Origin of the sequence: Clostridium sp. chh4-2, from assembly GCF_002899675.1 — a bacterium.
Taxonomy (GTDB): Bacteria; Bacillota; Clostridia; order Lachnospirales; family Lachnospiraceae; genus CHH4-2.
The window spans coordinates 53,940-79,729 of sequence record NZ_PKUU01000004.1; the positions used below are offsets into that span (position 1 = coordinate 53,940).

The 25,790-nt window shown below is 45.2% G+C and carries 30 protein-coding genes; 5 read left to right on the forward strand and 25 right to left on the reverse strand.

Annotated elements, in window-relative coordinates; all coding sequences use genetic code 11:
• Nucleotides 1-118 precede the first annotated feature (118 nt).
• Entirely contained in the window at nucleotides 119-1,045 is a 927-nt protein-coding gene (locus C0033_RS05220; protein ID WP_103226827.1) for a LysR family transcriptional regulator, read from the forward strand.
• Between the two features lie 150 nt (nucleotides 1,046-1,195).
• Here the strand turns inward: C0033_RS05220 and C0033_RS05225 are convergent, their stop codons facing one another.
• Complete coding sequence (locus C0033_RS05225) at nucleotides 1,196-3,277, reverse strand: diguanylate cyclase (protein WP_103226828.1); 2,082 nt, start codon at nucleotides 3,275-3,277, stop codon at nucleotides 1,196-1,198.
• Nucleotides 3,278-3,536: 259 nt separating this feature from the next.
• On the opposite strand from C0033_RS05225, the gene C0033_RS05230 reads away from it, so the two are divergent.
• The 4 genes from C0033_RS05230 to C0033_RS05245 all read left to right on the forward strand — a co-directional run bounded on the left by C0033_RS05230 (nucleotide 3,537) and on the right by C0033_RS05245 (nucleotide 7,004).
• The gene (locus tag C0033_RS05230; protein WP_103226829.1) at nucleotides 3,537-4,403 is read left to right on the forward strand and encodes an AraC family transcriptional regulator; all 867 of its coding nucleotides are present in this window, start codon (nucleotides 3,537-3,539) and stop codon (nucleotides 4,401-4,403) included.
• Nucleotides 4,404-4,406: 3 nt separating this feature from the next.
• A complete protein-coding gene (locus C0033_RS05235; RefSeq protein ID WP_103226830.1) occupies nucleotides 4,407-5,354 on the forward strand; it encodes an ABC transporter ATP-binding protein in 948 nt (315 codons plus the stop codon).
• The gene (locus C0033_RS05240) at nucleotides 5,354-6,109 is read left to right on the forward strand and encodes an ABC transporter permease (protein WP_103226831.1); all 756 of its coding nucleotides are present in this window, start codon (nucleotides 5,354-5,356) and stop codon (nucleotides 6,107-6,109) included. Before C0033_RS05235 ends, C0033_RS05240 begins: the two co-directional genes overlap by 1 nt.
• A 142-nt stretch (nucleotides 6,110-6,251) precedes the next feature.
• Nucleotides 6,252-7,004, forward strand: a complete 753-nt coding sequence (locus C0033_RS05245; RefSeq protein WP_103226832.1) for a TraX family protein — start codon at nucleotides 6,252-6,254, stop codon at nucleotides 7,002-7,004.
• Nucleotides 7,005-7,108: 104 nt separating this feature from the next.
• Here C0033_RS05245 and C0033_RS05250 read toward each other — a convergent pair whose 3' ends face one another.
• The 24 genes from C0033_RS05250 to deoD all read right to left on the reverse strand — a co-directional run bounded on the left by C0033_RS05250 (nucleotide 7,109) and on the right by deoD (nucleotide 25,689).
• The gene (locus tag C0033_RS05250) at nucleotides 7,109-7,891 is read right to left on the reverse strand and encodes a GNAT family N-acetyltransferase (RefSeq protein WP_347501036.1); all 783 of its coding nucleotides are present in this window, start codon (nucleotides 7,889-7,891) and stop codon (nucleotides 7,109-7,111) included.
• Nucleotides 7,888-8,157, reverse strand: a complete 270-nt coding sequence (locus C0033_RS05255; protein WP_103226833.1) for a helix-hairpin-helix domain-containing protein — start codon at nucleotides 8,155-8,157, stop codon at nucleotides 7,888-7,890. Before C0033_RS05255 ends, C0033_RS05250 begins: the two co-directional genes overlap by 4 nt.
• On the reverse strand, nucleotides 8,144-8,554 hold the full coding sequence (locus C0033_RS05260) for an SRPBCC family protein (RefSeq protein WP_103226834.1): 411 nt from the start codon (nucleotides 8,552-8,554) through the stop codon (nucleotides 8,144-8,146). Before C0033_RS05260 ends, C0033_RS05255 begins: the two co-directional genes overlap by 14 nt.
• An 18-nt stretch (nucleotides 8,555-8,572) precedes the next feature.
• Nucleotides 8,573-9,406: an endonuclease VIII gene (locus C0033_RS05265; RefSeq protein ID WP_103226835.1), complete on the reverse strand. Its 834-nt coding sequence runs from the start codon at nucleotides 9,404-9,406 to the stop codon at nucleotides 8,573-8,575.
• 34 nt (nucleotides 9,407-9,440) lie between these two features.
• On the reverse strand, nucleotides 9,441-10,337 hold the full coding sequence (locus C0033_RS05270) for a GNAT family N-acetyltransferase (protein ID WP_103226836.1): 897 nt from the start codon (nucleotides 10,335-10,337) through the stop codon (nucleotides 9,441-9,443).
• A gap of 21 nt (nucleotides 10,338-10,358) precedes the next feature.
• Nucleotides 10,359-10,799, reverse strand: coding sequence for a DUF3788 domain-containing protein (locus C0033_RS05275; protein WP_103226837.1), 441 nt, complete (start codon nucleotides 10,797-10,799; stop codon nucleotides 10,359-10,361).
• 188 nt (nucleotides 10,800-10,987) lie between these two features.
• Nucleotides 10,988-12,121, reverse strand: a complete 1,134-nt coding sequence (locus C0033_RS05280; RefSeq protein ID WP_103226838.1) for a DUF362 domain-containing protein — start codon at nucleotides 12,119-12,121, stop codon at nucleotides 10,988-10,990.
• Nucleotides 12,122-12,257: 136 nt separating this feature from the next.
• Nucleotides 12,258-13,085, reverse strand: coding sequence for a nucleotidyl transferase AbiEii/AbiGii toxin family protein (locus C0033_RS05285; protein ID WP_103226839.1), 828 nt, complete (start codon nucleotides 13,083-13,085; stop codon nucleotides 12,258-12,260).
• Nucleotides 13,082-13,675, reverse strand: a complete 594-nt coding sequence (locus tag C0033_RS05290; RefSeq protein WP_103226840.1) for an AbiEi antitoxin N-terminal domain-containing protein — start codon at nucleotides 13,673-13,675, stop codon at nucleotides 13,082-13,084. Before C0033_RS05290 ends, C0033_RS05285 begins: the two co-directional genes overlap by 4 nt.
• A 358-nt stretch (nucleotides 13,676-14,033) precedes the next feature.
• On the reverse strand, nucleotides 14,034-14,402 hold the full coding sequence (locus tag C0033_RS05295) for an ACT domain-containing protein (protein ID WP_103226841.1): 369 nt from the start codon (nucleotides 14,400-14,402) through the stop codon (nucleotides 14,034-14,036).
• A gap of 45 nt (nucleotides 14,403-14,447) precedes the next feature.
• Nucleotides 14,448-14,792 (reverse strand): TIGR04076 family protein, encoded by a 345-nt coding sequence (locus C0033_RS05300; protein WP_103226842.1) that lies wholly within the window; start codon nucleotides 14,790-14,792, stop codon nucleotides 14,448-14,450.
• Complete coding sequence (locus tag C0033_RS05305) at nucleotides 14,779-15,657, reverse strand: ATP-grasp domain-containing protein (protein WP_103226843.1); 879 nt, start codon at nucleotides 15,655-15,657, stop codon at nucleotides 14,779-14,781. Before C0033_RS05305 ends, C0033_RS05300 begins: the two co-directional genes overlap by 14 nt.
• A gap of 39 nt (nucleotides 15,658-15,696) precedes the next feature.
• On the reverse strand, nucleotides 15,697-15,948 hold the full coding sequence (locus C0033_RS05310) for a kinase to dihydroxyacetone kinase (protein WP_103226844.1): 252 nt from the start codon (nucleotides 15,946-15,948) through the stop codon (nucleotides 15,697-15,699).
• 60 nt (nucleotides 15,949-16,008) lie between these two features.
• Nucleotides 16,009-16,440 (reverse strand): hypothetical protein, encoded by a 432-nt coding sequence (locus tag C0033_RS05315; RefSeq protein ID WP_103226845.1) that lies wholly within the window; start codon nucleotides 16,438-16,440, stop codon nucleotides 16,009-16,011.
• 132 nt (nucleotides 16,441-16,572) lie between these two features.
• Nucleotides 16,573-17,199, reverse strand: coding sequence for a class I SAM-dependent methyltransferase (locus tag C0033_RS05320; protein WP_103226846.1), 627 nt, complete (start codon nucleotides 17,197-17,199; stop codon nucleotides 16,573-16,575).
• A gap of 102 nt (nucleotides 17,200-17,301) precedes the next feature.
• The gene (locus C0033_RS05325; RefSeq protein WP_103226847.1) at nucleotides 17,302-17,871 is read right to left on the reverse strand and encodes a TetR/AcrR family transcriptional regulator; all 570 of its coding nucleotides are present in this window, start codon (nucleotides 17,869-17,871) and stop codon (nucleotides 17,302-17,304) included.
• 150 nt (nucleotides 17,872-18,021) lie between these two features.
• Complete coding sequence (locus tag C0033_RS05330; RefSeq protein ID WP_103226848.1) at nucleotides 18,022-18,705, reverse strand: DUF2461 domain-containing protein; 684 nt, start codon at nucleotides 18,703-18,705, stop codon at nucleotides 18,022-18,024.
• Between the two features lie 209 nt (nucleotides 18,706-18,914).
• Complete coding sequence (locus C0033_RS05335) at nucleotides 18,915-19,118, reverse strand: KilA-N domain-containing protein (protein ID WP_103226849.1); 204 nt, start codon at nucleotides 19,116-19,118, stop codon at nucleotides 18,915-18,917.
• A 4-nt stretch (nucleotides 19,119-19,122) separates the two neighbouring features.
• Nucleotides 19,123-19,785, reverse strand: coding sequence for an MgtC/SapB family protein (locus tag C0033_RS05340; protein ID WP_103226850.1), 663 nt, complete (start codon nucleotides 19,783-19,785; stop codon nucleotides 19,123-19,125).
• Between the two features lie 487 nt (nucleotides 19,786-20,272).
• Nucleotides 20,273-21,376: a nucleoside 2-deoxyribosyltransferase gene (locus C0033_RS05345; RefSeq protein WP_103226851.1), complete on the reverse strand. Its 1,104-nt coding sequence runs from the start codon at nucleotides 21,374-21,376 to the stop codon at nucleotides 20,273-20,275.
• A gap of 14 nt (nucleotides 21,377-21,390) precedes the next feature.
• Nucleotides 21,391-22,341, reverse strand: a complete 951-nt coding sequence (locus tag C0033_RS05350; RefSeq protein WP_103226852.1) for a nucleoside hydrolase — start codon at nucleotides 22,339-22,341, stop codon at nucleotides 21,391-21,393.
• Nucleotides 22,342-22,651: 310 nt separating this feature from the next.
• Nucleotides 22,652-23,686 (reverse strand): LacI family DNA-binding transcriptional regulator, encoded by a 1,035-nt coding sequence (locus C0033_RS05355; RefSeq protein WP_103226853.1) that lies wholly within the window; start codon nucleotides 23,684-23,686, stop codon nucleotides 22,652-22,654.
• Nucleotides 23,687-23,778: 92 nt separating this feature from the next.
• The gene (locus tag C0033_RS05360; RefSeq protein ID WP_103226854.1) at nucleotides 23,779-24,969 is read right to left on the reverse strand and encodes a phosphopentomutase; all 1,191 of its coding nucleotides are present in this window, start codon (nucleotides 24,967-24,969) and stop codon (nucleotides 23,779-23,781) included.
• Between the two features lie 9 nt (nucleotides 24,970-24,978).
• Nucleotides 24,979-25,689 carry a purine-nucleoside phosphorylase gene (gene deoD / locus C0033_RS05365; protein WP_103226855.1) on the reverse strand — a complete coding sequence of 237 codons (711 nt, stop codon included), beginning with the start codon at nucleotides 25,687-25,689 and terminating at the stop codon, nucleotides 24,979-24,981.
• Between the last annotated feature and the right edge of the window lie 101 nt (nucleotides 25,690-25,790).

A 25,790-nucleotide genomic window follows, 5' to 3' on the forward strand; every position in this document is an offset into this window, starting at 1 on the left:
AACTATTTTTTATAACCCGTTTTCTAGTTGAATCCATTATATCATAGATTTTTATTGAATCCTAATGAGAATCCGGTTATAATAATTATAAAAAAAATTCATATTGGAGGTGAATTCTATGCTGAAAAATCCTCTCTATTTTTTAACAATTGTAGAAGAAGGGAATCTGTCTCTGGCTGCGCAGAAACTGTTTCTCACCCAGCCTGCACTCAGCAAATATATCGCCCGGCTGGAGGAAGAACTGGGCGTTGAACTCTTTTATCACCACTCCTCCCCGCTGAAGCTGACCCCGGCAGGCGCCCATTATCTCGAATACATACAAAAAGCCGTCCATTTGGAGCACCAGTTTAAGCACACCCTGGCTGAGATGAACAGCGGCCCAGCTGGCGAGCTTTCCATCGGTTTGACATCATGGCTGGGGACTTATATCTTGCCCGCCATTCTGCCGAAATTCATGAAAGAATATCCCGATGTGGAGATCAGGATTCTGGAAGGAAAATCCTCTTCTCTTTTAAATGCCATGGAAAAAAATCAAATTGATTTTTACATCACCTATCCTTTTAACCTGGAAAAGCACAGCCAGTATACATGTGATATCATCTTTTATGAGCATATCCTTCTGATCGGGAATCAATCTTATGTGGATTCCCTCAATCTGATGGACAAAGCTGATTTGAATAATGGGCCTTATCCCTATCTCAATCTGTCCCTGTTAAAAAATGAAAAATTCATTCTAAGCCCTTCCGGCCATAATATCTACTTTCTGACGGAAAATTTATTTCAAAAATACAGTGTCTATCCATCGAAAGTCATGCATATCGGAAATATTATGACTCTGGTCAGCCTGGTAAATGCGCTTGATTATTTTTCCTTTATCCCGGAAAGCGTCTACAAAGCCGGACTGCTGCCCGGCAGCATTCAAAAGTTTACGGTCGACACTCCGGCCCTCCAATGGCCTCTGGCCGTTTTTTATAAAAAAGACGCGCTTTTAAGCCCTGCGTCAAAGGCCTTTATCAGTGAGCTGAAGTCCAGAGAGGTTCTGTAGATCGATTAAGAAGGATACCTATTTTTAACATGGACTAAAATGGCCGGCAGAAACGAAAAAAGAGAAGGGAGTGAAACTCGAATCCCTTCTCTTTTTTCGTTTCTGCCGGCTGCTCGGGCGCCCCCTTCCTGCCTGCATACTATTTATTTCCTATTCATCCTTTTTCAGTTCCGTAGCCAGTTCATTGTCCATCGGAGATATGGCCGATAAAAATCCCTGAACGGAGTGGTTATAGATATTAAACTGCCTTCTTCCATTTTGCTTGGAATAATAAAGCGCCTGATCCGCATTTCCGAACAATTCCTCATAATTGGTACCGTGTTCCGGATAAAGGGATACTCCCATGCTGACCGATATGCTGAATCCGCCGCACTGGCCGACTAAAGAGTTGAAGATCCGGCTTACAACCGGCTCTATCTCATCCCGGAACTCGATGAAAATAACGAATTCATCTCCGCCCACACGGGCCGCTATATCCTCTTTCCGAATGCTGTCTATGGCTCTCTGGGCCGTATATTTTAGCACATTGTCGCCGAACAGATGGCCATGCTGGTCATTGGCATTCTTAAAATGATCCAGATCAAACAGAATCAGGGCGAAATGGCGTCCCTGCCCGTTTACCAATATTTTTTCAATGGCCTGTCGCACCGACCTGTGGTTATAGAGCTTTGTCAACGGATCCTGATCCGCCATCTGTTTTAAGGTTTCCACCTGAATGTGCTCATCGTGAACATCCGTGCATTTACCAATCATACCGGTAAGCTCACCAGGGTCATCCCCCACCCACAGGGAACGGGCAACGATTTTAAACCATCTGGCCGATCCGTGGACATTGATCTGATAGTTGCAGGAAACGACCGGATTATCCGACGTGGTTTTCAAGATCCTGTCTGCCAGATCCTCGAAATCCTGTTTCGATATAATGCCCAGCAGATCTTTATTCACACCAGGATGGGTAATCAATTCCCTGATGCCTAAAAACGCCGCTCCCCATTCGGAAAAAGAGAGCATGTCTGTCTGCATATTGTATTCAAACTGGATCTCCTTGGACATGGCCGCAAAGAACTGGTATTTTGTCCGCTCCTGCTCCAACAGAGCCAGCGTCCGGTTGGATGCCTGTCCCTGGCTCAAAAGTTCGCGCACAAATTGGTGCATCTCCGCTTTGGTCACATCCCCCGGGGAATTGATCTGAAGTTTTTCCTTCATCCGCTCCCCGATATCCAAAAGGCACTGAATCAGCATGGGATTAAATTCGCCGCATTCCCCTCCAATTATCATCTCGATCGCCTTGTCATGGGAATAGGCCGGTTTATACACCCGCGCGCTGGTTAACGCGTCATATGCGTCTGCCAGTGAAACCACCTGGGCTGAGATGGGAATCTCGTCTCCTTTCAGATGGTCCGGATAGCCGCTTCCGTCGTAGCGTTCGTGATGCCAGCGGCAGATATCCCGGGCAATGGAAACCAGCTCTTCCTGTTCGCCGTAAGGCGTATTTTCAATGATCTGTGCGCCGATAACAGTGTGCTGTTTCATGATTTCAAATTCTTCATCCGTCAGCTTGCCCGGTTTATTCAGAATCTCTTCTGAAATGGAGATCTTCCCCACATCGTGAAGGGCTGCTGCATTGGAAATCAATGTGATCTGGGATGAAGATAAAGGGTACTGGTCCGTGATCTGAACCATACGCCTTAAAAGAAGCTCTGTAATCAGCTGAATGTGCAGCACATGAAGGCCGCTCTCACCGTTCCTGAATTCAACAATGTTGGACAGTATCTCCACCATCAGAAGGTTGGTTTTCTCTTTTTCCAATATCTGTTCGGTAACCAGACTTTCCAGCTGTTTTTGTTTCGTATAAAGCAGCAATGTATTCTTCACCCGCCGCTGAACCGTTCTGCCGTCAAAAGGACGGGCAATATAATCGGTAACTCCTAAATCGTAAGCCCGGTCTATGTTAATGGAAGAAGTCTCCGAAGATATGGTGATGACCGGTATGGTATTGATAAGCCCGCTTTTATTTAAAATGGCCAGTACCTCGAACCCATCCATCCTGGGCATAACAATATCCAATAAAATCAAAGAAATCTCTTCACTGTGTTTATTGATGACCGTTATCGCCTCCAGGCCGTCAACCGCCTCCAGGATCTCATATTCCTGCATAAGCATGTCGGTCAGCAACGCACGGTTGAACTCAGTATCGTCTACTATCAATATTTTCTGCTTTTTATCTGCCATATTCCTCTAATCTCCCGGATCTTATGTTCAATCGCATGCTGCGGTAAAGCGTGTCTTACATGCAGACTGCAGGCATTTTATACGACTGCCCGCTTTCTTCTATTCTACCATCACTTTGCAAGAAAGTCCATTTCATGAGACGAATAAGTCTGGCTTGATTTAAAAATTTTAATGGGATAAAGTTAGTTTACAAATACGGGCACAGAATGAGAGGAATAAATAACCCTTATCCTGTATTCTCAATGTAAGGAGGCAGTATATGGAGTGGTTGAATCATCTAAGCGGAGCCATTGATTATATAGAAAACAATCTGTGCGGAACGATCTCATATGACGCGGCCGCAAAAATTGCATGCTGTTCCACTTATAATTTCCAGCGGATATTTTCCTATATGGCAAATGTCCCCTTATCCGAATACATACGAAGGCGGCGAATGACTCAGGCGGCATTTGAACTACAGTCCACAGACAGGAAGGTGCTGGATATCGCTTTCAAATACGGCTATACTTCGCCCACCTCATTTAACCGGGCATTTCAGGCCGTTCACGGGATTTCGCCTGTTTTAGCCAAGTCACAGGGCGCGTTGTTAAATGCATACCCGCCCATACGGTTTTCCCTGCAGATTACAGGAGGAAGCGCTATGTCATACCGGATTGAACAAAAGGAGGAAATGCGCATTGTGGGCATCCGCACTCCCATCACCACGGATATGGAATATAACCGGACAATGGTTCCCGGCTTTTGGAATCAATGCCTGCAAACCGGCAGACACATAGAAATCGGCCTCCTGTCTAATCAAAAACCGGGCGGCCTGTTGGGCGTCTCGGTCTGCTGCGGGCCGTCTGACATCCACTACTATATTGGGGCCTCCACCAGCCTGCCCGCACCGGACGGCATGTTTGAACACTTGATTCCGGCCGCCACTTGGGTTATTTTCGAAAATGACGGGCCTTATAAAGAGTCTGTACACAGCATTTTCAAACGGTTTCTGACGGAATGGCTTCCATTTTCCGGCTATGCATATGCAGAGCTTCCCGATATTGAAGTCTATCCCTTTGACAGAGTGAAGCCGGAATCCGGACATACCCAGGTGTGGATTGCTGTAAAAAAAGAAAAGGAGTTCTGATTTATGAAACATGATACTGCTGTTTATGCAAACCGTTTGGTAAAACAATACAAAAACGGCGTTCTGGCCCTGGATGGCCTGTCTTTAGAGGTGGAAAAAGGCACCATTTTCTCCCTCCTCGGAAAAAATGGCGCCGGGAAATCCACTCTGATCAAGATTCTAACCACTTTTTTATCCCCCACTTCCGGAGATGCCGCCCTGCTTGGAAAGAGTCTTCCTGAACATGCTAAGGAAATACGCCCGCAGATCGCCTGTGCCGCACAGCATATTTCCATTGATCCCTATCTGTCTTTTACGGATAACATGATCTTTCAAAGCAGAATGTACAAGATTCCAAAAGAAGATGCAAAAGAACGCATCCATATGCTGACGGCCGCATTTGAGCTGGATTCTTATCTGAACTATCCGGTTTCCACCTATTCCGGGGGAATTAAAAGGCGGCTGGATCTGGCGCTCAGCTTAATCTCCAACCCTCAAATCCTGTTTCTGGATGAACCTACCGCAGGTATGGACCCTGCTTCCCGCATCGCTCTATGGAATATGATTCAGAAAATACGGGCCGAGTTTAAAACCACCGTCTTTTTAACCACTCATTATCTGGAAGAAGCAGACCAGCTCAGTGACCGGATCTGCATTATCCGGGACGGAAAATCAGTGATTCAGGGCACCCCGTTCGAATTGAAAACCTATCTCCGGCAGAATCTGTTGAAAATCCGCTTTTCCGATAATGGCCAGGCCTGCCGCTGTAAGACGGCGCTTTCCAAATTACTGGCGCCGGATCGGATACAGATTCAAAATAACACGCTGCTGCTGGATTCTTCCGACTGCAAATCGGATTTGGAAAAAGCAGGACGTTTCCTGCTGGATCATAAGATTCCATTTCTGGGAATCGAGATAGCACAGCCCACATTAGAAGATGTTTTTCTTCGTTTAACCGGGGAGGCGGCATAATGAACCTTATCACAATTTTATGGCGCAGTATAAGATGGCGTCTTTATAATCCGGTGACCATCCTGGTCACCATCGTACAGCCGCTCATCTGGCTCTTATTATACAGCACCGCAGCAGGGCATACCATGGGCGCAGCAGGAATTGGCAGCTACCCGTCCTTTATCCTTCCCGGACTGATTGTGCTGGTATGTTTTGGCGTGTGCAGCAGCACAGGCATCATGAATTATTTAACCCGGAGAGACGGCAGTTTTTACAGGATTCTGATCTCTCCCGTTTCCAGGATTTCCATGATTGCAGGACAGCTTTTAGAAGCGGTTCTCTGTTCTTTTCTGGAAGCAGGCATTCTGTGTGCGCTCAGCTTATTTTTGTCCGCCAGGTTATCATGCGGGCCTAAAGAACTGGCGCTGGCCGTCCTTCTTCTGTCTATGGCATCATTTTTCATGGCCGGACTAGCCTATTTACTCAGCCTCCGTCTGCCCAACGAGGTGGTGTACGAAACGGTGATGAATGCGGTTGTCCTCCCTGTTTTTTTCCTCAGCACCGCCCTGTTTCCCGAGAATCTGCTGAGCGGGAGGATCGCTGTTTTGGTAAATTTAAATCCGTTTACCCATGTGATAAACGGGCTGCGCGCTCTGATTATATATGGGACGGCAGAGCCTCGTTATCTGGCATTTGTCATTTTGCTGTTTTTAGCCCTGGATGCCCTCATTATGGTCTGCGCTCACCGGAGGCTGGCAAAGGCGGGTAATGAATAAACACCTTTACAACAGATCAGCCTTTCCCTTCATTGACGTTCCCTCTGATAAATGCTAGAGTATAGGTAAATGAATTTGTTTTCTGGGCTTAACCGTCCGGAAAGAGATCCACGATATCGGAATTGGTAAGGAAAGAAGCCAAATGCAGTCAAAATCACTGAATGAAAATCAATTAAAAGTTATTGCCATCACAGCTATGACGGTGGATCACCTGACCTCGGTCCTGTTTCCAAATTATCCGACGGACTGGTGGATTCTGCTCCTGCACGTCATTGGAAGGCTGGCCGCTCCAGTCTTCTGGTTTTTCGTGGCGGAAGGATATTTTTATACCCATAATTGGAAAAGGTATGCCGGCAGATTGCTGGCCTTCGCTGTGATCGGACATTTCGCCTATAACTTTGCGTTCGGGATTCCGTTTATTCCGTTTAAAACCACGGTATTTAATCAGACGAGTGTGCTGTGGTCTCTGTTTTGGGGACTTATTGCATTGGTTGTTTCCGACTGTGCAAAGCTGAAACAATGGCAGAAAAGCCTTGTCATTTTATTCATTACCATCATCGCATTTTGTTCGGATTGGAGCTGCATTGCCGTGCTGGCAATTCTGGCAATCGGCAGAAACCGCGGCAATTTTAAAAAGCAAATGACCGGAATGATGGGCTGGGTATCCCTCTATGCACTTGTCTATGCCTTGTTTATCAATCCTGTTTATGGAATTCTTCAGATGTTCACGGTGCTTACAATTCCGCTGTTTAAGATTTATAACGGCAAGCGCGGCAGTTGGAAAGGCATGAAATGGTTTTTCTATGTTTACTATCCGCTGCATCTGGTTATCTGCGGCCTTGTAAGAATTGCATTATACGGAAATGTGGGAATTATGATTGGAGGAAAGATATGAAATAAAAGATAGGTTTGGCTTTGCTTAGGATTTTTACCGTTTTACAGCCCTCAAAATGCGCCGGAACTCCTTGCCTCCGGCGCCCTTTGAGGGCCGTTCTGCTTTTAACGATTCATCTCATCCACAAATTCTTTGCTTTTTGCAGTAATTTCCACCCAAGATGGACGGAACCCGCTTTTGACCGCATTTCTGACTGAACCGATATTAGACCAGGCGGCACAGTAAAACGGTACTTTTCCCCTATCCAGCACCTCGAGAGCCAACTTGCTGGTCAAAGCTGCCGCAATTCCACGGCGGCGGTACTGGGACAGAGTGTCGACGCCAATCTGCCACATCGTATCACAATCCGCTGAACATCCTGCCAATCCAACCAGCCTGCCGTCATCATACGCACCGACGCCGAGAACGTCTAAGTGCCTGCGGTCGGCACAGAGCGCATTGCTCCATTCCGGACGATACAGGTCTTTAAAATCATTTTGAGATAACAATTTCAGCTCATATGGGCAGGGCAGTTCCACAAGACAATTCATATCCGGCAGAAAGTATTCTGCCATAAAACAGACGCGCAGATTATATTTGCCCAGCTCATCATCTAACACATGCAGATTCGGCGTTTCAAAACAGCGCTCCACCTGGTATTTATTGATATAGGACTCCACCATTCCCACAAGCTCTTCCCTGACAGACGCTACAATATTATTCCCATAAGAAACAAGATCACATTCAAACGGCAGCGTCAGATATCTTCTGGCATTCTCCATCTTAGCGGAAACCACTACTTTATTGGTATTCATGCGGAAATCTCCCGGGTCGCAGTTGGAATCCACTGCCGACTGCCGCATCGCCGCATTCAGAATCTCCTGATTAGTCATTTTTCCTACTTTCATCCTTTTTCATTTATTATATCGGAATCCTTCCATTTCCACCATTTCAGTTTTTCCGGGTCCGGGTTTTCTGTTGACGCATAATATACTGCGCAGCGGTACACATACAGCTGGCACCTGTCTACCTGAAATCCACGCATTAGACAATCCTTCTCATAGATTTTTTCCGGGTCTTGGTCTTTTAATGATTCTATTGTGTGAAATCCCATCAAAATCAGATCCTTTTCCGTTTCTTTTCCCACTCCGGGGATCTTTCTAAGTTCTCCCACTACGTTCCAGCTCCTTCTTTAAATCGGCCATGTACCGCTTTTGCTGCATATGCAGATAGAGTTTGGCAAACGGCTTCATGATCCATTTTTTCACCTCAATATATTCCCGGAATTCGAGTATAACGCCATCCTCTGTCCTGGTAAAAATGCCGGTCCAATGGCCGGTGATATTCTCATTGTCCATGTCGAACTCATAGCGGTTCGGAGGCTTAAATGACGTAATATGAAAGTTGGTGGCATATCCGTCTGCCGTATACTCCACAAAACTTTTCCCATCGTCCTGAATTTCAATTCTGCTCAAATCGCTTCTCCATGCATAATGCTTCAGGTCTGTAACAACCTCCCAGACCCGTTCCGGCGGAAAGTCCAGCGCCGCTTTGATCTTCGATTCCGTCATCTCTTCTGTCCTTTCAACTTATTCATCCCGTTTTTCCGGCTGGCACCGGGGGCAGAAATAAACCGTTCCTCCCAGATATGCCATCTTTGTAATATCCCCTCCGCAGTATGGACATCCCGAACGATAGGTGATTTTTGAAAGCAGTGTCTGATAACCTCCCGGCTGGCCGTACAGGTTTTTCTCCGTATTCCGCCCTCCCTGCCGTATCATCTTGTCCATCGTCTCCTTAACGGCTTCCAAAAGTTTCTCTTTCTCCTCCCGGGTCAGTGTCTGGATCTTTCTCTTAGGATGAATGCCCGCATAAAGCAGGATGTCCTGTAACGTGCCGTTCCCCAATCCCGGAAATCTCTGTTCCGTAGCCAAAAATGCTTTTGCGCTCATATTCTGCTTCACTGATCCCATAAGCTCCATAAAGATTCCATCGAATCCGGGATCACAAAGGGAGAGTCCGTACCGGTTCTTTTCATAATATTCATTATAGAAATTTCTGGTGTGGCATAAGATCCCTCCGTACATAGCAACCGTGAACACCAGCCCGAATCCATCCGTAAATTCTATCAGCAGCTGATACCGCCCGGGCCGGGGCGCATCAGGCTCGAAAAGCCGGATATTGACGCCGTCATTAATCGTAAGGCGCATATCATTGTCAAAGATCATCTCCACGTAGCTTCCAAATCCCTCTGTTTTTTCCAGCCTGGAGTCTCTCAATTTTCTGTCGTATTCCGCCGGGTCTCCTTCAAACCAGCAAAACTTATGCTCATAAGAAGGCGGACACACCTCTTTTACGGTCTTACCCGCCGCCTCTTTATTCAGATCACCAGCCAATACCAATGCCTCCGGCAATTCAATCATGTTCTGTTCCTCCCTCTTTATCTGTTTTTCATTCCTATGCGTGGGAAATGATTGGGAACATCATTCTTTCCTTGATAAATGGACAGTCCCCTCCCGCCAGCACAAACAGCGTGATATCCTCTTCTTCATGTTTCCGGCATAAAAATTCATCCGTATACATAGGAGTAAAGCCAAGAACCACCTCATCCTTTACGTCTCCCGTCAGAGTTCCCAATACCTCGTTCATAGACGCTTCTGTCCTTCCAAACAGGTCATAGCATAAAGTTTTTCCCTCTTCTTTTTCCATAATCAGAATCATATCATGCTTAACAGAGTAATAGACCTGTTCTTTCATTATTCCTTTTATATAGAAGTCAAATATACTCCTGTTCTTTCTCATGCAAAATGCAGAAAATGGATTCCCCTGCTCATACTTTTGTTCTGCCAGCCGGATATCCCCATCTTCTTCCATATCCAGCTTTCGCAGTCCGGCACGTACCTGGCTGATTCCTGTGCGCCAGTACTCCCATTCCTCCTGTTTCTCAAAGCCGAATCTTGGATAAACGTCCAGTACCCTATCATTGGCAAACAGGTAGATGGAATCGCAGCGTCCTTTCCATTCATCTAAAATCCATTGGATCAGCCACCGGCTCAAGCCATTTCCCCGAAACTCAGGAGCCGTCATCACAGTCCCTAACTGAATATAAAACTTTTCCTCTCCCCGGTGAAGAAAATGGATCTGATTAACCGACACATTGGCGCACACCCGCCCGTCCCGGATGAGAACATGGGGTTCATAGTCCCCTCCCACCGTTTCAAATGAAATCCGGAACGTATCCTGGGACAGCCGGTTAAAGCTTTTAAGCAGAATGGAATCCCTGCCGATTCGATTGGAAAATTGATATGTTACTCCTTTAACATTCACTTCTTTATATGAAAACGATGGATTCATAATTATTTTATCCCTCTTTCGTCATTCTTTCCTGTTTTTTGGCGGATGGGTTCTGATACAGATCAGATCCTTCACATTATCCAGAATCTCTTCCGATGTCACATCGATCATCAGCCATCTGGAACCGTTATAAAGGCTTGTCTTTTTATACAAATCCCTGAGATAACCGCTGAATGAATTCATCATCAGCTCCGCTTCCGGCGCCTCTTTTCTACCGATGGATATCAGACAGGTGTAATATCCCCGGCCCGGATACAGAGTGCAAAGGGCCCTTCCGCTCTTTTTGTATTTCACATTCCATCCCGGCGCTCCGGAACAGGAACTATGCTCAAACACAGGACTTAAAGAATAGGTATCCTCAATAAATTGGCATAAATCCGTCCAAAGAGGACTTTTTATATAATCTCTAATCTCCTCTGGCGAAGGAGGATTTCCCCTGGTAAATTTTTCGCTCCACTCCATGACAACATCCTCTCTGAAACTCTATTTTTTCTTATTATATCAGATTAGATATGACATCAGTATGTCATATTTAATCTTTATCATATTTAAAGCCACAAAAACACAAAAACGCCATGAGAATACGTCTGTATCTCATAGCGTTTTCACTTATATAATGTAATTCGTCTTATTTCACTCTATAGCCAATTTTACTTAACCACAATCAGTTCATACTCTCTGTTTCCCAATCCGATCTTCTCAGCATGGTCTAAGCAGCTGCGCCATTCTGATTCAGGGGCTGAATTCGTAAAGTGATCGTGATGATCCTCAAAATCATGGCATGATAAATGGTCGCTGAGCTGGCTGTGAGGAAGCGGTTCTGCTGCCAGGCAGGCATCCACGCAGGCCTGGTCAAGAGCCAGCGGATCAAAGGAAGCAAACATTCCTAAGTTTGGCAGAATCGGAGCGTCATTTTCTCCGTGGCAGTCACAGTTCGGGGAAACATCCACAACCAATGAGATATGGAAGTTAGGCCTTCCGTCCACAACCGCTTTTGTATATTCAGCCATACGGCAGTTGAGCACTTCATTGGCATTGCTGTCATTAAATTCAATGGCATCGAAGTTGCATGCGCCCAGGCAGCGTCCGCATCCCACGCAGTTATCCTGGTCAACGGTCATCTTCTTTTTGTCCTCATCGAAGACAAGGCCGCCGTTGGCGCATTCCTTCTGGCATCTGCGGCATCCCCTGCAGGCCTCTTCCGAAATATATGGCTTGCCGTTGCTGTGCTGTTCCGTCTTGCCGGCGCGGGACCCACATCCCATACCGATATTCTTAATCGTACCGCCAAAACCGGTCATCTCATGTCCTTTAAAATGAGTCAGGCTGATGAACACATCCGCATCCATAACCGCTCGGCCGATCTTCGCTTCTTTCACATACTCGCCACCGGCCACGGGAACCAGCACGTCATCCGTACCCTTTAATCCGTCGCCGATCAGAATCGGACAGCCCGTTGAAAGAGGGGAGAATCCGTTTTCCCATGCGCACTGAAGATGTTCCAGAGCATTCTTTCTGCTTCCGGGATACATGGTGTTGCAGTCTGTCAAAAATGGCTTGCCTCCCAGTTCCTTGACCACATCCGCCACTGCCTTGGCATAATTTGGACGCAGATAGCTGATATTTCCCAACTCTCCAAAATGCATCTTGATCGCTACAAATTTTCCTTCCATATCTATCTGGCCGATTCCGGCTTTCTTAATCATCTTTTTTAATTTAGTTGGAAGACCGTCTCCAAATGCTACCGTGCGAAAATCTGTAAAATATACTTTAGATTTCTCCATTATTATCACTCCCATTTTTTAGTATTTGATAATAGTGTAGCACTTAAAGTTAGGTTCAAGTCAAGCTTTTTTCACTCAGTCTGTGCAAAATGTAATATTGTGGGCATCTGCTGTCATACCTCTTCATTCAATAAAATTATGCTGTTAACTTTTTAAGCGCTTCTATAATTTGTTCATAAGTAATATCGGCAGAATAAGCAAACTTTTTCTGATATTTTTTCCACATATCCTGTAAATCTTCGCTGGTCGATATAATTGAAATTATCATATCCGTATCTTTAATATATTCAGTGCTTCCTCTATGTGCAGCGGTTGCCGCCAGTGCTTCCTTAAACAGTTTTTTATCATAACTTTGAGTTGTGCTGAGTATGTAAATATCGTAATAGTCTCTCGGTCTTGTATTGAATATACCACGGTTCAAAACTGTTTCAACTTTCTCTGCCATCACTGTTTCAATGTTATAACCCCACAGTTTGATACGCACCTTATCATCAAAAATACCACTGAATTCATACTGCACCGCAGATGGTGTAATAATATCTCCAGTTGACACATCTATAGACAGCGGCGTTACTATCGTATCATATACTGCGTTTAATTTTACGCAGACCCCGCCATATTGGTCGTCCTTACGAATCGGTGCAGTAGATACAATTTCAAAAATCACATCATCTTTTAGGTTAATACTGCATATATTTTCTACTGCCTCTGCGACTTTTCTCTCTGTCAATGGCAGATTTTTCAAAGTTGTATCCAAGTCCATTGTTGATCTGGTGTCCAAGCCTACAATAGCAGCAATCAACATTCCTCCTTTTATTACAAATTTCTCGTTGTACTCTGATTCAGACAATCTTGCCAAAAAACGCTCAAACATATAATTCTGAAGGACTACTTGGGCAGCAATATTATTCATCTTTGCATAATTATTAATCTTTGCTTTCAGGCTCATTGTTTTTGAACTCATAACAGTACCTCCAGATATTGTTTCAGTTCTTTTGCAACCTTAAATTGTTTTGCATATACAGATAAGCGGTTTAAGTTCTTTTTATCATATACTGCATAATTCTTAACGGCACTAATTACTGTTTCTTCATCGCAGCGATTACGACATCTAAGGAAATCACAGATTGTTCTTTCCACGTTATAACATCTGACAGGGTTCCCAAAGGTAGTACTTTTTTCAACAATTCCAATATCATGCAACTCTGGCTTCACATAAAAGCAGATGCATTCGCCTTTTAAAGAGTTTGGCAAAGCTGTATTGCTTGGAATGGTCACCGTATGCATAAAAGGGGTTCGTTCTGACAATCCATTTAAAAACAGCGCAGTATCGTGTGAGAACACAATTCTGTCAGAACGAAGCATTATTGTATACATATCATCATGTACTGCATTCGGCAAGATATAGACACCTTGTCTGCATCGCTCCAAAAGCCCCTCTTTTACATAATTTGTCAACAGCTGTTTCGAATATCCTAATGAAAGTACTTGGGATGTAGTTATCATATTGTTGTTCTTTTTAATTTCTTCATAAATCGTTTGATTGATATTCATCGTTACCTCCCATTATTGACTTTTGAATGGAATTATATTATATTTGGATTCAAAAGTCAATGAGAGGCGATTATTTATTTGAATGAAAACTGTCAACAAATTACCTACCACTAATTCCATAATTTTCACTCAAATAAAAAGAGGAAGCGGTATAATATTATTTGTTGTATTCCACAACAAATTGTTTTATACTGCTCCCATTTGTATCTTTCCTTTGATACCCGAAAACAGTTATGGCAGGTACCTCTCTGAGCGAACATACTTTATATTTTCATTTTCCTGTAGCACAACTACTATTCACAGCCCCGGCGGCCTTTGCCGTCCGTTTTGCTTCTGGCAGTTTGCAGAACCTCTGTTTTTACCGGATAATCTCGTACCCGTCCTGTTTCAGCGCTTCCACCGCCGCCTCAAACTGACTTTCCTTTGTCAGAATATAATCCGTATTATAAGTGGACACCGCAAATATCCCGATCTCACGGCTTGCTAAAAGAGTTGATATTCTCGACAATATTCCGATCAGCGAAAAATCCAGAATTCCCTGAATTCGAAATGCCCTCCATCCGTCGTCCCGTTCAATCGCATTGGACGGCGCTAAGCCGGTGCTGCACACCAGGGACAATTCCTCGTCGGTTTTTCCAAGAAAACAGAATTCATCTGAAAAATCCACCTGAGTTAAATCTTTTAACCTGCATATAGAAAATTCCTGTTCCAACAATTTAATCTCCATCTCATTTGTCCCTTTTCGTTTATTCTGATCTTTACCGCATTATCTCTAACGCACCGGTATGTAATCTATATCTGAAGTTTCCTCTGTGGCTTCCAATTTAAAAATCACCGGCCTGAGCCCGTCATTGCAGCTGCAAATTGCCACTCCAGGCTTCCTGATCCAGTCTCCATAGTAAAACACATCCTCTCCGGCTCCATGTGCCAAGGCAAATGCATATTGGTAAACCGCTTTCCACGCCTCGTCGCAAAAGCCGTCCGGCTTGGCATAATCTGCATAAAAGACCTGGCCTTCCTTCATCATCGGGCAGGCTGTCAGCCCATCTGCTCCGTATTCCTTTGCCAGTTCTTCATCAAAGGTAGTCTTTAACACAGTAATTTTAACTTTTTTCATAAACTGCTCCTTTCCCGCACAGCCTGTCGTGCAGTTCATCATAAAATTTAAACACATACTGATTTGGCGACAGCCCCGACACCTGGCCGTCCCCGGTTTCGATCACCTGCCAGCCGCCATCCTCAGTTTCTGCAAAATCTATGGTATAAAATCTGCTGTCCAGCTTAGGAATCATTTTTAAAAAGCTGTCCGGCACCTTGTTGCATTCCTTGCTCTGATTGGAATTGGGCGAAAGGGTTAGCAGACGGCCATCCAGATAAAACGCCCGGTATTCGTTGGTGGTTTCCCCATATCGTTTCAGGCGGATGAACTGCTTTAAAACGATTCCCTTCGTATACAGGCTTCCCCTCAATTCCTTAAAACGAATGACCGACTGTTCCAGCATTTCATTGGTGCAATTATAGTCAAAATACTGTGGAAACTCCGTACCCTTCACCGATTTCACATAATCCTTCATCATGAATGTGCCAAGGTTCTCCTTTACCTCATCCCAGTCAATCGCGCTTCCCTCGGGAAATACCATCGTTTTCGGGGTGAGCTGTTCAATCTTATGATAGGACAGAGGGAACTCATGACAATTTTCATACGCTTCAGGGGTATTAATCAGTTCAACGCTTTTTTCTTTCAACAAATGATACAATTCTTCGTATTGATCCGGCTTCAGCATCCAGCCCCGGTAAATGCAGATTCCATTTTCCGAAGGAAGGGGCACGATCTTTAAGCCGTCCCCTGAAACAAATTGATCATAATTATAAAACAGTAGATGAAAATCAGGAAATTTCACCGCCTCATCGTATTCGTACTGATAATCGGGTTCCACCTTATTCGATTCAAAATAATCGCAGGGATATAACACATAAACCATGTTCTGTTCCTCACTGTCCTCTCGCCTTTGGGGGCAGCCCTATCCCGGAAGCCCCTTTGCCTGCCTTTCCATATCTTCAATCACAATGTCATATATCTCACCCTTGGATGCGCAGTATTCCAATACTTTCCACGGCTCATTGGTATGAAAATGAATTTTAACCAGTTCTTCATCTCCCACTGCCAGTAAGCAGTCGCCGTTAAAATGATCGGTAAAATACTGGCCGATCTCATCTTCGTCCAGATCTTCTCCTTCCAAAAGCAGTTGTGTATCATACCTGTATTCAAGCATTTTATGTCCTCCTTCCGGTCCGCTGCGCTTTGGCCCGCAGACCTTTGCCTCTGAAAGCGGTTATCTTGCCGTCAAGAGAGCTGTCCACGCGGACATCTTCTTTCCATTGCGGAATGAAACTCCCGTGTTATAATAAGTTTTTTCATCTTTTTCCGTTAAAATCTCTGTTCCTGTATAGGTCTCGTCCTCTGACTGATAGTAAGAGACAATACTTTCACCGATAAATTCAAAGGTCCCTTTCAGTGTCCCCAGAGCCGGGTTAAATGATTCCCACTCAAGCGTCAGCTTCTTCTCTGTTGGCCGGATCGAATACCGGTTGGTAAACCGCACAGGCGGATCTGTCTGAACTTCCAGAAAGCCGTCCAACGACCATTCCGTCTCATTCCTCACCACACGCACCTGTCCGGTTAACGGAATGCGGCGTTCCTCTTCATCGTAATAGAAGCCGTCGGCCGTCCATTCCATATTCTCTAAAAAATATGTGTGTTTCATTCTCCACCCCGTTTCACTACAATTTCACAGCAACTTCCTAAATTATATCATATACTTTTTGATTTGGCGATGCACATCCACAGGAAAGATACTTTTACCGCGGCGGTTGGCCTTCCGCTGTTTATGACCGGCCTATTTCTTTTTCACCGCATTGAATACAAATGTGCGGCATCTGATATATTTCCAGTTTTTCACCTCGAATCCCTGCCCGGTGAACAGAGGTACAATATCCTGTTTTCCATAAATGCGGTGATCTCCCGTATTCCCTTGGTGAAGTCCCCAGTTAAGAAACTTTCGCAGCCATTTTCCCGGAATTGTGGGGTCTCCTAAAATCAACGTTCCTCCTGTTTTCAAGACCCGTCTCATCTCTGATACCGCCTTTTCAGGGTTTGTATAGTGATGAAATGATGCATTGCAGATGATGAGATCGAAATATTCATCCGAAAACGGCAGATCGGCTGCATCCGCAGTTTCCAATCTCACATCTTCCCCCAGACGTTTTCCGGCTTCCTGAATCATCTCATCTGACAGATCCACGCCGTAATACCTGGCTTCCTTTTCTTTTTTGAGCAGACCGATGATATTACCATTGCCGCAGCCTAAGTCCAGCACCGTCTCTGCCGGAAACGATACGGCTCTTTTGACGATTTCCTCATACAGGCATCTTACAAATTTGCCGTCAGCGCTGTTATCGTAGTCCTTTGCCTGCTTATCGAAATATTGTTTTGTCTCCTTACGAAAATCTTTTTTCTCATCCATCTTTTTCTCCTTTCAAAACTCCTTCGCTAATTCCATTGAACTTTATTCATTGACACTTATTCAATCATCTTGTTAAAAAATTCCCCGCCGGATAAAGCGGGGTTATTTTAAAATTTTGATGATCATTTTCCTGATCATTTCATACCTGTTTTCCATGGTCATGGTGTGATCGTTAATGATGCCGATCTGTCCGTTTAAGATGAACAAGGCGGCCGCCCTGGTATCTTCCGCCTGGATTTCATTCCTTCTTTTTAATTCGTCCAGGTAATTCACAGTGAATGGCAGCACTTCATGAATCATCTCCATATCTAACTGCCGGTGAAACAGCTCATTGCCCTCATTATGAAAAAAGCCTTCATACGCATAGGTTCCGCCGTTTTGCGCATCCATCCAGGCGGCTCCCATCTTTTCCAGACACTGTTCCAAACTCAGCTCTGTCTGTTTAAAGATCCCTATAAAAATGGCGCTGCATGCTTTCGCATATTGGGACAGAGCCGTTTCATAAAGCTCCTGTTTATTCTGGAAATAATGATAGCACAGACCGGACGCCACGTTCATCGCCCTGGCTATGTCTTTCATGGTTGTGACCTCGTACCCTTTTTCAGCAAATACTTTCATGGCCGTATCTATGATTTCCTGTTTTCTCACTTCCGGCTCTTTGGATATACGCATTTTATCACCTCGGTATTAACATAAGCCTTTATTGAATATTTGTCAATGACTTTTATTCAATCATTTTCTGCTGCCATAACCGTTCAGCCATGGGCTGTGTACCGGATTCGTTTATGGTGCATTAAGGTGAAAAGCGTTTAAATACACACGCTATGGCCGGACAGGCATTTGAAAATCGGCCAGCGCTTTATTTAAAAAGTCATTAAAGGGCTTCATCAGCAGGCAAATATCCAATGACTCTTTTATAAATGACTCGCTGTCCAAAAGCTGATCATCCTTCATGAAATATTCCAAATACCAGCTTTTATATTTCAGATATTCAGCCTGAGGATGAGAGGCGTCATATCCGCGGGGAACATTTTTCAGAGAATTCCCTTTTACCCGGAACTTTTCTTTGAAGGCAGGATTTTCAATAATTTTCTCCCACTCTTCCCCGTGATCTGCAATATAAGTCCGAACGCTTTCCGTAGCATCTTTAAACATATCCGCAAATAGACCGCCGCCTAAGAAAGACCCGGAAGGTTTTAATACGAGAAACCAGCCCACTGGCACCGGCATTTTTCCTTTTGAAGATATGTGGGCGCGGAAGGAGGGATTGTATGGGGATTTATCCTTGCTGAACCTGGTGTCGCGGATCAATTTAAAAGTCAGCTGCTTCGGCTCGTATTCCAGGATAGCCGGATCGATCTTTCCAAGTTCCATCATCAGTGCCTCGATTACCTTCAAAAACTCATCATATGCCTGTTGATATTCCGCCTTGTGTGCGTGGTACCATTCTTTATTATTGTTCTGTTCTAAGTCGTTCAGATAGTCCAATATTAATTTTGTATTCATTTGCTCCTCCTTATTATCCTGCTGTTATTTTTAGTATTTATTCTCCGTACCTTTTTACCTCCTATAACAGTTAGACAATCAGGATGGACCTTTGTGACCATATTCTGTAAAGTATTTCTCTATTCCACACCGGATAAATTCAGCTCTTTTGCAGACACCATATATTCATATGTTAAGACCTCACCAAACCTTCTATACTCTTGCTATTATCAGCTAATTTTAAACCCCTCGAATTCGAGGGGTTTAAAATCTAGGTTATGTAAGGTCTCCCATAACCCTAAAAATTCAATCACATCGCGGCTTCTCATCCAATTTTGAATAGTTGCTGATGGATCTTCACTTTTATATTTTGCAATATCAGTCAGTGAGATATAATCATCATAACCGCCATCCGAAACAACGGAAATCTGCATTCCTTTAACATTTCACCCCGTCCACGTCACCGCTGCTTAAAAGCAAGCTGGTAAGCCTGCTCTTACTGCACTCTTTCGGTAAGATCACACCCAGCTCAACCTTGAAGCCGCCTCCCTTTACCCGCTCCATATCCATGGAAATGACTTCGATGTTATTCTTCACAAACTCGCTCTGTATAACGCCGATGGCCTCCGGGTTGTTCTTTAATGAAATCTCAACCACCTCATATTTGTGTTCCGAATTTATGATAAACTGTCTGTGCAGAATGTACTGGATGAATACGATCAATATAGTTGTGATTCCGCCTATGTAAAACAGTCCTGCTCCAATAGCCATTCCAATGCCCGATGTGGCCCATATTCCGGCAGCCGTAGTGAGGCCGCTTACCGTGTTGTTCTTGATAAATATAATTCCGGCGCCCAAAAAACCGATTCCGCTGACAATCTGAGCCGCAACACGGGACGCGTCATAATCGGGAATATCTTTAAACCCATATTTTGACACGATCATTATCAGTGCAGAGCCCAAAGCTACAATGGCATGGGTTCGGATTCCCGCCTCCTTATTCCTGTTGGACCGTTCATAACCGATCACGATACCGCAGATGCAGGCGCCCACAATCCTGAGTACAAACCACAACTGCAGCGTCAATTCCTCATAATTCATAATGCTATCCTCCTCACTAATCAATATACGCCGTATCGGCCCGAATCCTGAAAGAAAATGGGCTGTAAAGAGCAACACGTCTCTACACCCCATTTATCTTAATCCTTCTTTAAAACCTTTTTTGCTTTATCCTATTTACTAAGTATACTACACTATTCCATTTATTTCAAACATTTATCGTAACTGTTCAGCAGCTTGATAACAGTTCGGCCTTCCGATGTCTGTGCCGGCTCCGGTAGTTTCCATGGCCTTTCCTGTGACTTTGCAGGGTATTAGCAATTCTTAACGCACAGAATTTTTCGTTCAAGGGAAATGTCCACCTGTTTGAGCGTTAGCGAGTTTGGACATTTCCCTTGGTTTTTAGAAAAATCCTGTACGTTTAGAAGTGCTTATGCCCGAAACTGGAACAGGAAAGGCCATGGAAACTACCGGAGCCGGCACAGACATCGGAAGGCCGAACTGTTACGTAACTTGTAACAACCGACATTTATCTTACGTTCTCTGCAAAATAATCCGCAGAAACCCGTTCCATTATCTCTTCAAACTTCCCCTGGAAGATGTTCATGGAGCAGCCGAACATCAGGTTTAAAGGATAGTCGAAATTCTCCACATTGCATCCGTTCATATCCCTGAATTCCAGTTCCTCACCCAGGTGGGGAATCCTGTATTTTACAGGGCTTGTATCATCCATGTATCCATACAGTTTTTTCCCCAGCTGGAATCCCATTCCGCATTCAAAGCCCACGTCATTGCTGCACTCAAAGCCTTTATAGTTGTTCAAATCCGCCACGATCAAATCGCAGTTTCTGATATGCTGCTGATAGTTGTCCAGCAGATTGGCGGCAGCGGTGTATGGGTTTTCCGTCTCCACCTTCGTCACGCCTTCCGCCCAGTCCATAGGAGAATACGCGTCCATGCCGTATTTATCGCAGATTTTTTTCATGATCTCATATTTTTCCGTTCCATCCCTGTCGTAGCGTTCCAATCCCGACAGGTAGACCACCGGGCGGGCGCCGGGCTTTTTGGTGCGGCCGTCGGACTTATCCAGGCTCTGTTTCCTGGTTCCGGCCATCTTATATTCTTCTTCAATATCTGTCATCATCATCTTGAGACAGTCGTCAAAATCGCCTTCCACAATCTTTGTGGAACCCACAACGCAGGGAGAGAAAGGCAATTCCTTATAAGGAGCCAGGTTCCCCCGCTCATCATAGACTAATTTATCCTTCATCACGTATTTCTGGTCTTTCCAGGTCAGGGGTCTTTTGTCTCTGGTATATCCGTAGCAGCGGATTCCCCTGGCATAAGCCATACCGATCTCATAGATGGTTCCGCTGTCCGCTTCCGATCCTCTGTAAGCTTCCAAATCGGCTATAATGGCTGTGGATTCGTTCATATCCAGCTTCAAATCTTCAAATATGCTGTCCGCCCGTTTCTTCAGATCCGGGTTCTCCATATCCAGAGGGTGTTCATTGGGCAGCGTAACCTGAAAACCAAAGCTTTCCGCTCTCCGCCTCATCACATTTAACATGGCAGGTCCGCCGGTATAGAAGCATTCCGGCCCGGCGATATAGATCTTTTCATTCTCAAACATGGACTTTTCCTCCTTTATGATAATACCAGCTTCATCAAAAGCTGTAAAAACCGTTCATGGTCCGCGCTCTTGGCGATCTCAATCATGGGAAGCTGTTCCCAGACATGGTGATGTCTCGCGTCCAGCACCGTATTGCCTAAGGTCAGTTCTCCTTTTGTCTCAATTCCCACTCTTCCCATAAATGTCTCTACCAGATCAGGGTTGATCGCATATCCAACAGCCATGCAGTCGATCACCGTACAATATGCTTCGAATCCTCTTCCGTTAACAAATTGAATGGCCTGAAGCAAGAATTTGGCTTCTTTTTTGTCGCTCTTTTTCAAGTTCTCAATGTCCTGGTCTGTCAGATTTACATCAAAATGGGTTGCCACGTCCAGACCGATCGCCACCAGCTTTACACCGGAATTGTAGACGATATCGGCCGCTTCCGGGTCAACATACACATTCCACTCGCTCTGTGGAGTGTCTCCGGTGGCATTGGCAAATGCATATTGATTGAGCCCAAATGCTCCTGAAATCGCGTATACGCCGGCTATCATCCCTTTGATTTCAGGCGCCTTCACCATAGCCATAGCCAGATTGCTCATAGGTGCTGTACATAATATGTAAATCTCGCCCGGATTCTCTTTAATCAGATCAATCATCAGGTCAACCGCATGTTTTTCACAGAGAGGGGTTTTCGGCTCCGGAAGAAAATTTTCCGCCTGTCCGTCCGCTCCATGCGTAAATGGGTCCTTGGGTGTCGGCCTAACCATAGGGGCCGCCATTCCCTTTGCTACAGGGATATCCGTCCGGCCCAGCATCTCCAGAATCTTTAATGCATTTTTGCTGGTCACATCCACCGGATAATTGCCGTTAACCGTAGTCACTGCCATGACCTCAAGTTCCTCTGCCTTACACGCCATCACAATTGCCATGGAATCATCCATACCCGGGTCACAATCCAGAATAATCTTCTTTGCCATCGTCATTTTCCTTTCTCTGATAAATATTTGCTAAATTTTTATTGTTTGATAAATTATATCATCATTTCTTTATCATTTCAATACAAATATTTATTATTTTAGCATTTATTTATCAAAAAAATATACCGAACCTCAAGACTCCGTTTTTCTATTTCCATCCTGCTGCCGGGATACCACTTTTTATTCTATTTCCGGCAAGCACCACACCTCTCCACGCTTTACCCGGATTTGTAACAAATAAATTCAGGCCGCAGCAAAACACTCCAACACCCGGTTGTCTTTTTGCTGCGGCCTGAGCCGAAATTCTTCTCTATTCTCTTGATACAAGTTCTGCCACGGATTCCCGTTCCACCAGAAACGGAGTAAAGTAATAATTTCTCGGCCCCTCTTCCTGGTCAGCAGGGTTAATATTCTGCAGAATCACTTCCGCCGCCCGCTCGCCAATCTGGAATCCATTCTGATCTATGCTGGTCAGATTTGGCTGCAGAAGCGTGCATAAACGTGTATTGTCAAAGCCGATCACCGACAGATCGTCCGGAATCCTCAGCCCTTGCGAACCGGCATATTGGTAAACCCCGTATGCGATCTCATCGCTGCCTGCAAAGATCGCCGACACGCCCTTCCGGCACAGTTCCTTTGCTCCCAAAACGCCCGTTTCCCCGTCGAACTCCCCATAGTAAACCAGGTCTTCGTCAAAGGCAATGCCGTTCTGAGCCAAAGCCTGCTTATAGCCTTCCAGCCGTTTTCTCACCGTATACACCTCTTTACCGCCTAAAATACACCCGATCTTCTTATGCCCTTTTGAGATCAGATATCCGGCCGCCAGTTTGCCGCCCTGCTTATTATCCGCAGTGATAAAATCACAGAACACAGAATAAACCGCCCGATCCACTAAGATCATGGGAACGCCGCTGTCCTGAAGGGATTTCATCATCTTGATCAGTTTATCGTCCTTGCTGTGAATGCACGGAGGGATGACGATGATTCCGTCCACGTTCTTGGCAGTTAAGCATTCCAGCGCATGATAGCAGGTCTTCAAGTCTTCGTCCACACCGCACTGGAAAACTACATAATCCTCCGCCTCCAGATACCGACTGACCGCCAGAGATACCTGCTGGTAAAAAAGGTTTTGAACATCCGGTATCACCAGTCCGACGGTCTTTACCCTTCCGGCCGAGGTAAAATTCATATGGTTTTCATTCTGAAATCTCATCTCCCTGGCAATGCGCAGGATATGTTCTTTCGTCGCCTCGGACAGCCGGCAGGGCTTATCGTTCAGGACCAATGACACCGCGGTGGCCGATACTCCCGCTGCTTTCGCAATATCCTTAACTTTAACTTTCAATTATTTCCCCTCTTCTGCTAAATTTATTTATCACAATCATAATATAATGAGCTTTAATAGTCAAGAGAGGAATATGGACAACTGTTTAGCGATTAAGCCAATTGATCCAGCAGGGACTGACCGATGGTGCCTTCCGGCATGGACACCTGGAAATTATCGGCAATCGTTGCGCCGATCGCCGCAAACGTGTCCTGATCTTCCAGCCTTCCGTAACCCTTCATCGATGGGGAGTAGGCCAAAAGAGGCACCCGCTCTTTGGTATGGTCGGTTCCTTTATAGGTAGGATCATTGCCGTGATCCGCCGTAATCAGCAGCAGATCGTCCGGGCCAAGCTTTGGAAGAAGCTGCCCCAATTTTTCATCGAAGCGCTCCAGTTCCTTTCCATATCCCACCGGATCTCGGCGGTGTCCCCACAAGGCGTCAAAATCAACCAGATTTACAAAGCAGAGACCGTGGAACTCCTTATCCGCAATCTCCAGGGTCTGCTCCATGCCGTGAACGCTGCTTTTGGACTTATAAGCTTCCGTAATGCCTTCTCCGTCGAAGATATCCTTGATCTTTCCAACGCTGATCACATCAAATCCATGATCCTTTAAGGCATCCAGAGCGGTCTTTCCATAGGGCTTCAGCGCATAATCGTGGCGGTTGGAGGTTCGTTTGAATTCTCCTTTTTTCCTGCCCACATAAGGTCTTGCAATTACGCGCCCCACCTTCCACTCATCTTTCATAGTAAGCTCTCTGGCGATCTCACAGCAGCGGTACAGTTCATCCAGGCCGAAGGTTTCTTCATTGCCGCAGATCTGCATCACCGAATCCGCCGAGGTGTAGACAATCATATCCCCGGTAGCGATCTCGTGTTCTCCCAGTTCATCCAGAATCTCCGTACCGCTGGCCGATTTGTTTCCCACAATCTTGTGGCCGGTTCTTCTGCTCAGCTCATCCAGCAGTTCTTTTGGAAATCCGGTATCTGTAAACGTCTGAAATGGTTTTGTAATATGAAGGCCCATCATCTCCCAGTGGCCGGTCATGGTATCTTTTCCCACACTGGCTTCCGACAGCCTTCCGTAATAGCCCAAAGGCCGTTCTGCCGGAGCCACATGGGTCAGCGGATGCAGATTGGCTATGCCCATTTTTTCCAGGTTTGGAATCTTAAATTCTTCCATATGCTCGTCGATGTGGCCCAGAGTATCGGTGCCTTCATCCCCATATTCCGCCGCATTGGGCATGGCGCCGATCCCCAGGGAATCGATTACGATTGTAAATATCCTCTTATATTTTTCCATGGCTTCTCCTTATATACATGCTTCCAATGCGATCTTCATCATATTGGTAAAGGAATTCTGGCGTTCCTTGGCGGTGGCCTTTTCATTCGATGTAAAGGAATCGGATATGGTCAGCAGGCAGGCCGCCTGTTTTCCAAGAACGGAAGCGTTGTGAAATAACGCAAAGCTCTCCATATCCACGCAGGTACACTGATGCTTTCTGTTAATCTCCCTGAAATCATCCACATTGTCTTCACAGTAGAATACGTCGCTGGAATGCACTCTGGTTAATGTCAGCGGAATTCCCAAACGGCCCGCCGTCTCGGCGATGGTCCGGTTCAGGCTTTCACTTGGATAGATAATGTCCTTGTCATAACCGTTTTGGGTGTGGGCAAAGCTGGACTCACTCCATGCGCTGTCCGCTAACACCACGTCGTATAATTTCAGATCGTCCACATAAGCCCCGGCTGATCCGATGCGGATAATCTGCTCCACTCCGTATTGGGTAAAGAGTTCGTAGGAATAGATGCCCATGGACGGCATTCCCATTCCGCTGGCCATCACGGTTACCGGATGGCCTTTATAAGTGCCTGTATATGCATACATATTCCGGACTTCATTTACCAGTTTTGCATCCTCTAAAAATGTCTCTGCAATGAACTTTGCTCTCAGGGGATCTCCCGGCATTAATACTTTTGCTGCAATTTCTCCCTTTTCAGCCTGATTGTGCGGTGTTGACATATCGAATACCTCCTGCTTTTTATTTATAATAGTTTTTTCTTACGCATATCTTGCGCTTTTTATATAAATACAATACTATATTAATGAAACAGTAAAAAGGA

Coding starts and splice junctions, on each gene's coding strand:
- C0033_RS05220 (WP_103226827.1), top strand. CDS start 119: ATGCTGAAAAATCCTCTCTATTTTTTAACAATTGTAGAAGAAGGGAAT.
- C0033_RS05225 (WP_103226828.1), bottom strand. CDS start 3,277: ATGGCAGATAAAAAGCAGAAAATATTGATAGTAGACGATACTGAGTTC.
- C0033_RS05230 (WP_103226829.1), top strand. CDS start 3,537: ATGGAGTGGTTGAATCATCTAAGCGGAGCCATTGATTATATAGAAAAC.
- C0033_RS05235 (WP_103226830.1), top strand. CDS start 4,407: ATGAAACATGATACTGCTGTTTATGCAAACCGTTTGGTAAAACAATAC.
- C0033_RS05240 (WP_103226831.1), top strand. CDS start 5,354: ATGAACCTTATCACAATTTTATGGCGCAGTATAAGATGGCGTCTTTAT.
- C0033_RS05245 (WP_103226832.1), top strand. CDS start 6,252: ATGCAGTCAAAATCACTGAATGAAAATCAATTAAAAGTTATTGCCATC.
- C0033_RS05250 (WP_347501036.1), bottom strand. CDS start 7,891: ATGAAAGTAGGAAAAATGACTAATCAGGAGATTCTGAATGCGGCGATG.
- C0033_RS05260 (WP_103226834.1), bottom strand. CDS start 8,554: ATGACGGAATCGAAGATCAAAGCGGCGCTGGACTTTCCGCCGGAACGG.
- C0033_RS05265 (WP_103226835.1), bottom strand. CDS start 9,406: ATGATTGAATTGCCGGAGGCATTGGTATTGGCTGGTGATCTGAATAAA.
- C0033_RS05270 (WP_103226836.1), bottom strand. CDS start 10,337: ATGAATCCATCGTTTTCATATAAAGAAGTGAATGTTAAAGGAGTAACA.
- C0033_RS05275 (WP_103226837.1), bottom strand. CDS start 10,799: ATGGAGTGGAGCGAAAAATTTACCAGGGGAAATCCTCCTTCGCCAGAG.
- C0033_RS05280 (WP_103226838.1), bottom strand. CDS start 12,121: ATGGAGAAATCTAAAGTATATTTTACAGATTTTCGCACGGTAGCATTT.
- C0033_RS05285 (WP_103226839.1), bottom strand. CDS start 13,085: ATGAGTTCAAAAACAATGAGCCTGAAAGCAAAGATTAATAATTATGCA.
- C0033_RS05290 (WP_103226840.1), bottom strand. CDS start 13,675: ATGAATATCAATCAAACGATTTATGAAGAAATTAAAAAGAACAACAAT.
- C0033_RS05295 (WP_103226841.1), bottom strand. CDS start 14,402: ATGGAGATTAAATTGTTGGAACAGGAATTTTCTATATGCAGGTTAAAA.
- C0033_RS05300 (WP_103226842.1), bottom strand. CDS start 14,792: ATGAAAAAAGTTAAAATTACTGTGTTAAAGACTACCTTTGATGAAGAA.
- C0033_RS05305 (WP_103226843.1), bottom strand. CDS start 15,657: ATGGTTTATGTGTTATATCCCTGCGATTATTTTGAATCGAATAAGGTG.
- C0033_RS05310 (WP_103226844.1), bottom strand. CDS start 15,948: ATGCTTGAATACAGGTATGATACACAACTGCTTTTGGAAGGAGAAGAT.
- C0033_RS05315 (WP_103226845.1), bottom strand. CDS start 16,440: ATGAAACACACATATTTTTTAGAGAATATGGAATGGACGGCCGACGGC.
- C0033_RS05320 (WP_103226846.1), bottom strand. CDS start 17,199: ATGGATGAGAAAAAAGATTTTCGTAAGGAGACAAAACAATATTTCGAT.
- C0033_RS05325 (WP_103226847.1), bottom strand. CDS start 17,871: ATGCGTATATCCAAAGAGCCGGAAGTGAGAAAACAGGAAATCATAGAT.
- C0033_RS05330 (WP_103226848.1), bottom strand. CDS start 18,705: ATGAATACAAAATTAATATTGGACTATCTGAACGACTTAGAACAGAAC.
- C0033_RS05335 (WP_103226849.1), bottom strand. CDS start 19,118: ATGCAGATTTCCGTTGTTTCGGATGGCGGTTATGATGATTATATCTCA.
- C0033_RS05340 (WP_103226850.1), bottom strand. CDS start 19,785: ATGAATTATGAGGAATTGACGCTGCAGTTGTGGTTTGTACTCAGGATT.
- C0033_RS05345 (WP_103226851.1), bottom strand. CDS start 21,376: ATGTTTGAGAATGAAAAGATCTATATCGCCGGGCCGGAATGCTTCTAT.
- C0033_RS05350 (WP_103226852.1), bottom strand. CDS start 22,341: ATGGCAAAGAAGATTATTCTGGATTGTGACCCGGGTATGGATGATTCC.
- C0033_RS05360 (WP_103226854.1), bottom strand. CDS start 24,969: ATGGAAAAATATAAGAGGATATTTACAATCGTAATCGATTCCCTGGGG.
- deoD (WP_103226855.1), bottom strand. CDS start 25,689: ATGTCAACACCGCACAATCAGGCTGAAAAGGGAGAAATTGCAGCAAAA.